At 50.3% G+C, this 11,153-nt stretch carries 10 protein-coding genes and 4 pseudogenes; 9 read left to right on the forward strand and 5 right to left on the reverse strand.

Annotation, left to right across the window (positions count from 1 at the left end; translation table 11 throughout):
- Positions 1-32: 32 nt before the first annotated feature.
- The 3 genes and pseudogenes from HEM79_RS22785 to HEM79_RS20275 all read left to right on the forward strand — a co-directional run.
- A pseudogene (locus HEM79_RS22785) lies at positions 33-122 on the forward strand (RHS repeat-associated core domain-containing protein); the annotation flags it as partial.
- Between the two features lie 8 nt (positions 123-130).
- Positions 131-403 (forward strand): hypothetical protein, encoded by a 273-nt coding sequence (locus tag HEM79_RS20270; protein ID WP_032155867.1) that lies wholly within the window; start codon positions 131-133, stop codon positions 401-403.
- A complete protein-coding gene (locus tag HEM79_RS20275) occupies positions 400-693 on the forward strand; it encodes a hypothetical protein (RefSeq protein ID WP_021550262.1) in 294 nt (97 codons plus the stop codon). The genes HEM79_RS20270 and HEM79_RS20275 overlap by 4 nt, the downstream gene beginning before the upstream one ends.
- A 43-nt stretch (positions 694-736) precedes the next feature.
- On the opposite strand, the pseudogene HEM79_RS20280 reads toward HEM79_RS20275, so the two are convergent.
- Positions 737-963: pseudogene (locus tag HEM79_RS20280) on the reverse strand (SymE family type I addiction module toxin).
- Between the two features lie 315 nt (positions 964-1,278).
- On the opposite strand from HEM79_RS20280, the pseudogene HEM79_RS20285 reads away from it, so the two are divergent.
- A pseudogene (locus HEM79_RS20285) lies at positions 1,279-1,711 on the forward strand (ISAs1 family transposase); the annotation flags it as partial.
- Between the two features lie 62 nt (positions 1,712-1,773).
- Here HEM79_RS20285 and HEM79_RS20290 read toward each other — a convergent pair.
- Positions 1,774-2,544, reverse strand: coding sequence for an amidohydrolase (locus HEM79_RS20290; RefSeq protein ID WP_001118060.1), 771 nt, complete (start codon positions 2,542-2,544; stop codon positions 1,774-1,776).
- Between the two features lie 180 nt (positions 2,545-2,724).
- On the opposite strand from HEM79_RS20290, the gene ivy reads away from it, so the two are divergent.
- Positions 2,725-3,171 carry an Ivy family C-type lysozyme inhibitor gene (gene ivy, locus HEM79_RS20295; protein WP_016159303.1) on the forward strand — a complete coding sequence of 149 codons (447 nt, stop codon included), beginning with the start codon at positions 2,725-2,727 and terminating at the stop codon, positions 3,169-3,171.
- A gap of 42 nt (positions 3,172-3,213) precedes the next feature.
- On the opposite strand, the gene fadE is transcribed toward ivy, so the two are convergent.
- Positions 3,214-5,658: an acyl-CoA dehydrogenase FadE gene (gene fadE / locus HEM79_RS20300; RefSeq protein WP_176241947.1), complete on the reverse strand. Its 2,445-nt coding sequence runs from the start codon at positions 5,656-5,658 to the stop codon at positions 3,214-3,216.
- Positions 5,659-5,897: 239 nt separating this feature from the next.
- On the opposite strand from fadE, the gene lpcA reads away from it, so the two are divergent.
- The gene (gene lpcA / locus HEM79_RS20305; RefSeq protein WP_016159301.1) at positions 5,898-6,476 is read left to right on the forward strand and encodes a D-sedoheptulose 7-phosphate isomerase; all 579 of its coding nucleotides are present in this window, start codon (positions 5,898-5,900) and stop codon (positions 6,474-6,476) included.
- 119 nt (positions 6,477-6,595) lie between these two features.
- Complete coding sequence (locus HEM79_RS20310; protein WP_010346050.1) at positions 6,596-7,363, forward strand: class II glutamine amidotransferase; 768 nt, start codon at positions 6,596-6,598, stop codon at positions 7,361-7,363.
- Here the strand turns inward: HEM79_RS20310 and dpaA are convergent.
- Positions 7,334-8,074, reverse strand: a complete 741-nt coding sequence (dpaA, locus tag HEM79_RS20315; RefSeq protein ID WP_001225687.1) for a peptidoglycan meso-diaminopimelic acid protein amidase — start codon at positions 8,072-8,074, stop codon at positions 7,334-7,336. The two genes, HEM79_RS20310 and dpaA, sit on opposite strands and share 30 nt — an antisense overlap.
- Positions 8,075-8,386: 312 nt before the next feature.
- On the opposite strand from dpaA, the gene HEM79_RS20320 reads away from it, so the two are divergent.
- Both HEM79_RS20320 and HEM79_RS20325 read left to right on the forward strand, forming a co-directional pair.
- On the forward strand, positions 8,387-9,136 hold the full coding sequence (locus HEM79_RS20320; protein WP_176241948.1) for a C40 family peptidase: 750 nt from the start codon (positions 8,387-8,389) through the stop codon (positions 9,134-9,136).
- A 176-nt stretch (positions 9,137-9,312) separates the two neighbouring features.
- A pseudogene (locus tag HEM79_RS20325) lies at positions 9,313-9,810 on the forward strand (REP-associated tyrosine transposase).
- Positions 9,811-10,124: 314 nt separating this feature from the next.
- Here the strand turns inward: HEM79_RS20325 and HEM79_RS20330 are convergent.
- The gene (locus tag HEM79_RS20330) at positions 10,125-11,147 is read right to left on the reverse strand and encodes an IS110 family transposase (RefSeq protein WP_176241949.1); all 1,023 of its coding nucleotides are present in this window, start codon (positions 11,145-11,147) and stop codon (positions 10,125-10,127) included.
- Positions 11,148-11,153: the final 6 nt, after the last annotated feature.

Consider the following 11,153-nt stretch of genomic DNA (forward strand, 5'->3'; position numbering starts at 1 on the left):
ATGAACGGGGAAATGGTTAGATTTGCGGTGATGATCCGATAGGGCTGGCGGGGGGCATTAATCTTTATCAGTATGCGCCTAATCCGTTAAGCTGGATAGATCCTCTGGGTTTGAAATGTGGGCAACCTGAATGGACAAATCATGGAAGGATATAATTAAATCAACAAAATCAGGCCCGACAAAATATTCTCCTGACATTGATATTAAAACGCTGGAATACGATGTTTTTAATACAGGCACACCTGTTACGAACGGTAAACCATGGAAAGTAAAAGATATGGGAAAAGTTATTGGGGCCAGTGAGGGTAAAGAATCTCAATGGGTTCGAGTTGAACTTAGCGGTGGGACAATACATGGACATCCTATATCACTCGATGAATTCCGAAGGCTAACAATACCATGAACATTGATTTCTTAGGAAAAAAAGGGAATATATTTTTTAATGACTTTTCCCTGAAACAAAGCATCCCTCTTAATGAACAGCGAGATGAACTTAAGGAAGATATGCTCCAGGTTGAATATCCTGGTGGGTATCTTTTGGATGTTGGGTGGCGACCATCTTTTGATATAAATGGGAAGTTTTATATTTGTTTAATAAAGGATTTTGATTGGGATACGCCCATTTATAATGGTTCTGCGAAAGATATTGTCTCATTATTATTTGAAATTAACAAAGCTATAAATAAACTTTAAAAAAAGCCGGGAAGAAAATTAAATCTTCCCGGCTTTTTATTATTTAACCCTCGTTCAGCATACTAAACATCCCGTTCCGCAACCCCTTAACCACCTGTTTAACCTGATAAAGCTCCTCCCGCAGTTTCTGCATCTCGTCACTGTCAGCGATGATGGTCAGGCACCCCTCCGAAATCTTCACCGTCACACCTCGCCCGGTATCAAATCCCGCCTCAGTCAGCAGTCGCCTTTAAGGTGCAGCCTGGGGGGCCGTGAGTAATACGTGGTCATGCCGATTTTACGGTTCTCATGCCGGTCGCTGACATAGCCCACCTGTTAATAGTGCTGTGTTTTGGAAATGGTGACTTCTGGCGTAATATCGTGTTCAGCCATGATTAATTACCTTAATTAGTTGCTTGTGGTGAGCGGTGATTAAGGGGGGCTGCCCCAGGGAAAGATCACATAACGCTGCTTTTTTGCACTAAATAATTCGCACTATATATTCAATAATTTATTAATTCCTTATTACTCAAAACTGTTTTTCACAGCTTATATATAATCAAATGCTCCTTACATAAATAAGGAGAACATAATGGCACTTAAAAAATGATGGAGCATATTTCTATTATCCCCGATTACAGACAAGCCTGGAAAGTGGAACATAAATTGTCAGATATCCTGGCGCTGACAATCTGTGCCGTCATTTTCGGGGCTGAAGGATAGGAAGATATAGAGGATTTTGGGGAAACACATCTCGATTTTTTGAAGCAATATGGTCATTTTAAAAATGGCATCCCTGTTCACGATTCCATTGCCAGCGTTGTATCCTGTATCAGTCCTGCAAAATTTTAACTGGATGCGTGACTGCCATTCCTCAAATGATAAAGACGTCATTGCAATTGATGGCAAAACGCTCCGGCACTCTTATGATAAGAGTCGCCGCAAGGGAGCGATTCATGTCATTAGTGCGTTCTCAACTATGCACAGTCTGAGCCTTGGGCAGATTAAGACAGATGAGAAATCCAATGAGATTACAGCGACCTCGCGTCAGTCCTTGCGGAGGGCGTCTAACCCCGCCCCTTCCCTAAAAACAACACCCACTCACAGCAACCTGAACCCATCCGCGTCCTGCCATGCCGGGAATTTTTCGCGATATTCGCGTAATGCCACCATCGAAAGTTCCGCATCTATGCGTGTGGCCTGGTGCGGTTCGGCGGTAGCGAGAGTTTCGCCTTGCGGATTAATCACCCGACTATCACCGCGATAGTGGCAGCCATTGCCATCACTACCCACGCGATTACATCCCACCACATATGCCTGGTTTTCAATAGCGCGAGCCGTCAGCAAAGCCTGCCAGTGCAGAGAGCGCGGGGCAGGCCAGTTGGCGACGTAGATGGCGAGGTCATAATCATTGAGATTGCGCGACCACACCGGAAAACGCAGGTCGTAGCACACCTGCGGCAAAATACGCCAGCCGCGCCATTCCACAATCACTCGCTCATTGCCCGCTTTATAATGCAGATGCTCATCCGCCATGCGGAACAGATGACGCTTGTCATAAAAATGTACCGTGCCGCCCGGCTCAACCAGCAAAAAGCGATTAACCGAACCTGAGTCCGTTTGCAATGCAACACTGCCCGCAATCAACGCATTGCACTGTTGCGCTTTGGCGCTCATCCAGTCCACCACGTTCTCTTGCGATAGCGATGAAACCGCCGCTTCCATGGCAAAGCCGCTGGTGAACATCTCTGGTAGAACGATCACATCGCGCCCGGTAATACCTTCCAGTTGACGATCAAAATGGCGCAGGTTGGCAGGACCATCCATCCACACCAACGGTTGCTGCAAAAGCGTAATCTTCAAACCAGGCACGGTGTACAACTCCTTTATTCGAGGGGTTTTATAACTTTAACACTTTATCAGGCTATTACCTTACTGCGGAATAAATTGATAACAAATGCAGATATTGGAAATATCTGATTTGCAAAATATCGTGTTATCGCCAGGCTTTAGGGTGTTAATAACATGGGCAGGATAAGCTCGGGAGGAATGATGTTTAAGGCAATAACGACAGTCGCCGCTTTGGTCATCGCCACCAGTGCAATGGCGCAGGATGATTTAACAATTAGCAGCCTGGCAAAGGGCGAAGCTACCAAAGCTGCGTTTAATCAGATGGTGCAAGGGCATAAGCTACCAGTCTGGGTGATGAAAGGCGGTACTTATACCCCCGCACAAACCGTAACGTTGGGAGATGAGACTTATCAGGTGATGAGTGCGTGCAAACCGCATGATTGCGGCTCGCAACGTATTGCGGTGATGTGGTCCGAGAAATCTAATCAGATGACGGGTCTGTTCTCGACTATTGATGAGAAAACTTCGCAAGAGAAGCTCACCTGGCTGAATGTGAACGATGCGCTCTCGATTGATGGTAAAACGGTGCTGTTCGCGGCATTGACTGGCAGCCTGGAAAACCATCCAGATGGATTTAATTTCAAATAATTAGCAGATAAAGAAACGGAGCCTTTCGGCTCCGTTATTCAATTACGCGGCTTCAACTTTCCGCACTTTCTCCGGCAACTTTACCGGCTTCGTCGCCAGCTCTTCCGGATCAAAGTCATCAACGTTAATACTACGCAGACGGCTCTCTTCCGCTTTCACCAGAATGGCGGCTTCATCTTTATCAATCAGCCCCTTCGCCAACGCGTTGTGTGCCAGTTCATCCAGACGGGTAAATGGCAGATTTTTACCCAGTTCTTTACAGATCCGCTGATGAATCGGATCGGCGGCAATCACATCCACCAGTGCCTCTTCCAGCAAGCCAACCGGATTATGCTCACTCGGCGTCAGGTACTGACCGCGACCAATGCGAGAACGGGTGGCGTTTGGCACTTGTAAAATCTTCGCCACCTTATGATCCAGCTTGTCAGACGGCGCCAGATAGTGACGACCGGTTGGGAAGATCACCACATTCAGCAGCCCGGCAACCACGCGGTTCGGGAAGTTTTGTAGCAAATCATCCATCGCCTGTTCAGCCTGATACAGCGCATCCTGTACACCCCAATGCACCAGTGGCAGGTCGGCTTCATTACGGCCTTCGTCGTCATAACGTTTCAAAACGGCGGAGGCGAGGTAAAGCTGACTTAAAATATCCCCCAGACGTGCCGAGATACGCTCACGACGTTTCAGGCTACCACCCAGCACCGCCATCGACACATCAGAAAGCAGGGCGAGGTTGGCGCTCAGGCGGTTCAGGTGCTGGTAATAACGTTTAGTCGCATCGCCGGTTGGTGTGCTACTGGTTAAACCGCGCGTCAAACCGAGCCAGAAGCTACGAACTTTGTTACTACCGACGTGACCGATATGTTTGAACAACAGTTTATCGAACGCATTGACGTCATTGTTCTTCGCCGCTTCCATCTCTTCGAGCACGTAGGGATGGCAACGAATCGCCCCCTGACCGAAGATCATCATACTACGGGTCAGAATATTCGCCCCTTCAACGGTGATGGCAATCGGTGCGCCCTGGTAAGCTCGCGCCAGGAAGTTGCTCTGACCGAGCATAATGCCTTTACCACCAGTGATATCCATCGCATCGATAATCGACTGCTGCCCACGGTGGGTACAGTGATACTTAACGATAGCCGACAGCACGGCGGGTTTTTCACCGAGCATAATGCCGTAGGTAATCAGCGATGCCGCAGCATCCATTACGTACGCATTACCGGCAATACGCGCCAGCGGCTCTTCAATCCCTTCCATCTTACCGATAGAGATTTTGAATTGACGACGAATGTGAGCATACGCGCCCGTTGCCAGCGCCACCGACTTCACGCCGCCGGTTGAGTTGGAAGGCAGGGTGATGCCACGACCTACCGAGAGACACTCCACCAGCATCCGCCAGCCTTGTCCGGCCATTTTGGGGCCGCCGATAATGTAATCGATCGGTACGAAGACATCTTTACCGCGCGTCGGTCCGTTCTGGAACGGCACGTTCAGCGGGAAGTGGCGACGACCAATTTCCACGCCCGGCGTGGTGGTCGGGATAAGCGCACAGGTAATGCCTAAATCTTCTGCACCACCCAGCAGTTTGTCCGGGTCGGAGAGTTTAAACGCCAGCCCAAGCACGGTCGCAATGGGGGCCAGCGTAATGTAGCGTTTGTTCCAGGTCAGACGCATCCCCAGCACCTGCTGGCCCTGCCATTCGCCCATGCAGACAATCCCGGTATCCGGAATAGCGCCCGCATCGGAACCCGCTTCCGGGCTGGTCAGCGCAAAGCAAGGGATCTCCTGACCACGCGCCAGACGCGGCAGATAGTGATTTTTCTGCTCATCAGTGCCGTAATGTTGCAGCAGTTCGCCCGGGCCTAATGAGTTCGGCACGCCGACGGTAATCGCCAGAATCCCGCTCACCCCGGAGAGTTTTTGCAGCACGCGAGACTGGGCATAAGCCGAGAACTCCAGCCCACCGTACTCTTTCTTGATGATCATCGCGAAGAAACGGTGTTCTTTCAGATACGCCCACAGCTCCGGCGGCAGATCGGCCAGTTCATGGGTTATCTGGAAATCATTCGCCATCCGGCAGGCTTCTTCTACCGGGCCATCGAGAAACGCTTGCTCTTCAGCGGTCAGGCGCGGCTGCGGATAGTTATGCAGCTTTTTCCAGTCCGGCTTGCCCTGGAACAAATCGCCTTCCCACCAGGTCGTTCCGGCGTCAATCGCTTCTTTCTCAGTGCGCGACATCGGCGGCATCACCTTACGGAAACCGCGAAACACCGGCGCTGAAATCATCGACTTACGCATTGGCGCAAAGTTAAACGGCACGAGGATAATGGCCAGAGGCACCAGTACCCACGCCGACCACAGACCAGCGACGCCGAGGGCGGCTGTCCAGGCGAGCAAAATCAAACTGCTGATAAATAAGCTCACGCGGTGATAAAACAACGCGCCGAGCAGGACAACCGTAGCGAGAATACTCAAAATCATCATAACGAAAAGCCCCTTACTTGTAGGAGGTCTGACCACTTGTGATGATATGGTTGTAGTGGATGTAAAAACATTTAGCAATGCGTTTACAATATAATTACAACAAAGCTCACATTGTTGCTGTTTTTATCCGCACTTCGGGTCAAAAAGTCCTGGTCATTCCGCCGCGCTGGTCTTCTCGCTTCTGGTGGTATCCGGTACACTGCATTTTGTCTATTTCATTTATGCTGAAGGATATCCTCATGTACCAGGATCTTATTCGTAACGAACTGAACGAAGCGGCGGAAACGCTGGCTAACTTTTTAAAAGATGACGCCAATATTCACGCCATTCAGCGCGCGGCGGTCCTGTTAGCAGACAGTTTTAAAGCCGGTGGCAAGGTGCTTTCCTGCGGCAACGGCGGCTCCCATTGCGACGCTATGCACTTTGCTGAAGAACTGACGGGGCGTTACCGTGAAAACCGTCCGGGCTACCCGGCGATTGCCATTTCCGATGTCAGCCACATCACCTGTGTGGGTAATGATTTTGGGTTTAACGATATTTTCTCCCGTTACGTTGAAGCAGTAGGTCGCGAAGGTGATGTGCTGCTGGGGATCTCCACCTCCGGTAACTCAGCTAACGTAATCAAGGCGATTGCGGCGGCGCGTGAGAAGGGCATGAAAGTGATCACCCTCACCGGTAAAGACGGCGGCAAAATGGCTGGCACGGCGGATATCGAAATTCGCGTTCCGCACTTTGGCTATGCCGATCGCATTCAGGAGATCCACATTAAAGTTATCCATATCCTGATCCAGTTAATTGAAAAAGAGATGGTTAAGTAAGAGCACTTCCCCCTCTCCCTTTCAGGGAGAGGGCCGGGGTGAGGGTAACAGCACTCACCTTTTTACTTTTTAATCAATCTTCGCCGGGGGCATTTCCCCCGCTGTTGTGGAGGTTACCCATGTGCGAACTGCTCGGGATGAGCGCCAACGTCCCAACCGATATCTGCTTTAGTTTCACCGGGCTTGTACAGCGCGGTGGTGGAACCGGGCCACATAAAGATGGCTGGGGCATTACCTTTTACGAAGGCAAAGGTTGTCGCACATTTAAAGATCCACAACCCAGCTTTAATTCCCCCATCGCCAAACTTGTCCAGGACTACCCGATAAAATCCTGCTCGGTAATCGCTCATATTCGCCAGGCCAATCGGGGCGAGGTGGCGCTGGAAAATACTCACCCGTTTACCCGCGAGCTATGGGGACGCAACTGGACTTATGCGCATAACGGGCAACTGACGGGCTATAAATCACTGGAAACCGGCAACTTCCGTCCGGTAGGCGAAACCGACAGCGAAAAAGCCTTCTGCTGGTTGTTGTATAAACTGACGCAGCGTTATCCGCGCACGCCGGGCAACATGGCGGCGGTGTTTAAATATATCGCCTCACTGGCGGATGAGTTGCGGCAGAAGGGCGTTTTCAACATGCTGCTTTCAGACGGGCGCTATGTAATGGCGTATTGCTCGACTAATTTACACTGGATCACCCGCCGCGCGCCGTTTGGCGTGGCAACGTTGCTGGATCAGGATGTGGAAATCGACTTCAGCTCGCAGACCACACCGAATGATGTGGTCACGGTGATTGCGACTCAGCCGCTGACGGGCAATGAAACCTGGCAAAAGATTATGCCAGGCGAATGGCGCTTATTTTGCCTCGGGGAGCGTGTAGTTTGATGCCAGTTGTGGCTGCACAACTTCGTGGCTTAACGGCTTGCTGACCACGTAACGACCATTGACCACAGAAACGGTTGGTGGCTTACGGGTTTGCTCAAAGTAGTCGTAGCCCGGCTTCAGTTGCTCCCAGAAGTCCTTAAAGTTGGAATATTTATGGCGCTTCATATTGGCGTCGGTCATGCGGAACGGGTAAATACTCACCTGCACGCTCGGCTGACCAAACACCAGCGCACCAGTAACGAACTGGAAGATCTCATCAATACCCTGATTGGTCATCGCGTAGCAGCCGATGGAAACACAATCGCCGTGGATCATCAGGTATTTCCCTTCATAACCATGCGCACGGTCATAGGCATTGGGGAATCCAATATTAATCGCTTTGTAGTAACGGCTGTCTGGTTTTAACTGATTACGCTGGACGCTATAAAACCCTTCCGGGCTTTTGAAATCGCCCTGACGCTGTTTTGGCCCTAAGCCGCCGGAATATTTACAGATTTTATAGCTGTCGAGCAGTTGATATTGCTCGCCCATTTTGACGTAGAGATCGAGCGTACGTTCTTCCTTGAAGATCTGGATGTAGACAGGGGATCCCATCAACTGCTGCTTATACTCTTTGCTCACTGGCGTGGTGGAACTACCGCTGCCCAGTAAACTGGCAAACGAAACGCACGGGATCAACAACATCGCAAGAATTAATGCGATTTTACGCATACTGCTTATTCCTTGATAAAACGGTTACACACGCCAGGGCGGCAAAATAGATCCCAAATCGGAATAGTCTGGATTTGGAAGGCTCACATTAGCACCAAAAGAGTTTTACGCAAGCCTGTCGGTGCAGGGTTTACAAATTTAGCATAAGAGGCGATTTTCAAAAGTCCGAAAAGCGCATGTATCGCGGATTAATTACTTATTTCCTAAGATTATGAAACCCCAATATTAATATGCAAATAAGCGATTAATAATCCCGTTTACTCTCCCGGTCTTTTAAAATTCTCATCTTCATTCAGCCGGTTTATGTCCTTCATGTCTTCGTTCTTTCACGGCAGATTTCTGCATCCAGGCGTGTTTTCGTTATGCGTTTTGCTTCCTGTACTCGCCAGCGCCACCACATCACACATCTCTTTCAGCTACGCCGCCCGCCAGCGAATGCAAAACCGTGCCAGACTGCTAAAACAGTACCAGGCACATTTGAAAAAACAGGCCAGCTATATTGTGGAAGGCAATGCCGAAAGCAGAAGGGCACTGCGGCAACACAACCGCGAACAGATAAAACAGCATCCAGAATGGTTTCCTGCACCGCTCAAGGCGAGTGACAGACGCTGGCAGGCACTGGCAGAGAACAACCATTTCTTAAGCAGCGATCATCTGCATAACATCACCGAAGTGGCGATTCACCGCCTGGAGCAGCAGCTTGGCAAGCCCTACGTCTGGGGCGGCACGCGGCCCGATCAAGGCTTCGACTGCAGCGGGTTGGTTTTTTATGCCTACAACAAGATCCTCGAGGCGAAACTCCCGCGCACGGCCAATGAGATGTATCACTACCATCGGGCAACGATTGTGGCGAATAACGACCTGCGCCGGGGGGATTTGCTGTTTTTCCATATTCACAGCCGTGAGATTGCCGATCATATGGGCGTGTATCTGGGAGACGGTCAGTTTATCGAGTCGCCGCGCACGGGGGAAACCATTCGGGTAAGTCGGTTAGCTGAACCTTTCTGGCAGGATCATTTTTTAGGCGCGCGACGGATTTTGACGGAAGAGACGATTTTGTAGAACGGATAAGGCGTTCACGCCGCATCCGGCGGTTATGCGCTGGTGCCTGATGCGACGCTGGCGCGTCTTATCAGGCCTACTAGTCTGAGAATTTTTTGCGAGCCGCTTTCCCGATGTAACACAACCTAATTGTCGACTTTTCCTTTTTCTCTTACCGTTGAGAAAAAGGAGTCGCTATGTCTGAATATCGTCGTTATTACATCAAGGGGGGAACATGGTTTTTCACGGTAAATTTACTGAATCGTCGAAGCCAGCTTTTGACCACCCAGTACCAGACGCTCCGTAACGCCATTGTTAAAGTTAAGCGAGCCAGACCTTTTGAAATTAACGCCTGGGTAGTTTTACCGAAGCATATGCACTGTATCTGGACATTACCCGAAAGCGATGATGATTTTTCCTCTCGCTGGCGGGAGATTAAAAAACAGTTCACCTAGGCTTGCGGATTGAAAAATATCTGGCAACCGCGTTTTTGGGAGCACGCCATCCGCAATACGAAAGATTATCGCCATCATATTGATTATATTTATATAAATCCAGTAAAGCATGGTTGGGTAAAGCAGGTGAGTGATTGGCCATTCTCAACGTTCCATCGCGATGTCGCGCAAGGGTTATATCCCATCGATTGGGCGGGAGACGTAACGGATTTTGGTGCCGGGGAGCGTATCATTTTATAATTGTGCGCCGGTGCCGGATGCGCTTACGCTTATCCGTATATGGACACCTCCCGTTGTGCAAGTTATTTTTCATCTGTGTGACGGGAGTAAGTTGCATTCGTATATCCGGCCTCTCTTACGGTACCGTCGTACCCGGCCATGATGTTATCTGCACATCTGTTTCCTTTCGGCCTGCCGGCTTTGCTTTGCAGGGAGCCATGGATAAGGTCGGATTTACCAGATGTCGGTCTTACCTGTTACACATCAGTTTTTCATCACTTTGCACGCTTACGGCAGGTTTGTTGCTCGTTTACTTACAGGGACCTCAGTGCTGCTTACGCTGCATTCTTCACCCCATGGTATTCTTCACCACGATTTAATATCGCCCACGCTATCCGGATGTTTTTATTTGCCAGCGCCACCACGGCGATATTGTTATTACGTCTTTCTGCCACCGACTGTAGCCAGAGGCTGCGTCTGTCTGTTTTTCCGGCGCTGAACCTCAGGACTGCACGGGCACCATGGATCAGCAGCGTTCTCAGGTAACTGTCACCCCGTTTGCTGATATGGCCCAGCCGCTCTTTTCCGCCGCTTGAATGCTGTCGCGGAACCAGTCCAATAAAGGCTGACATTTCCCGACCGTTTTTAAATTGCTTCGCATCGCCCCCGGCAGCCACCAGAGCACTCGCCACTATCGGGCCAAAACCCTCTATTTCCATCAGCCGTTTTATGCGGATATCGTCCCGTGCCGCCTGCTGAAGACGCCGGTCATGACGCGATATGCGCTCATCCAGCATTTGCATTTCCTCTGACAGCTCGCACAACAGACGGATGAAGCGGTCATTCCACTGCTCCTGCTGCGACAGGATTTCCGGCAGGATTTTACGCACGTGATTTATCCCCACTGGCAGCACCAGACCAAATTCACTCAACAGCCCCCGGATTTCATTGCACAGTGCCGTCCGCTCGCGGATTATCCTGGCCCGGACCCGGTGCTCTGCCTGCAGCGTCTGCTGAGCTTCCGATTTGAGAGCGACAAAACGCATACCAGGCCTGCTGATGGCCTCGCAGATGGCTGCTGCATCATTGGCGTCGTTTTTGTTGCCTTTGAGATAAGGTTTGACGAGTTTCGGCGGAATAATACGCACGGTATGGCCCATGCGGGTGAGCTCGCGGGCCCAGTAATGGGAAGAGCCACAGGCCTCAATACCAATAAGACAGGGAGAAAGGCCGGAGAAAAACGTCATCATGTGGGCACGGCGCAGGGTTTTTCGCAGTACCACTTTTTCATGGTGATCGACGCCGTGGATCTGGAAAACATTTTTTGCAAGGTCGAGACCAATACGCTTAATATTCATGACGGA

It is taken from the genome of Escherichia sp. 93.0816 (assembly GCF_013368855.2).
GTDB classification, from domain to species: Bacteria; Pseudomonadota; Gammaproteobacteria; order Enterobacterales; family Enterobacteriaceae; genus Escherichia; species Escherichia ruysiae.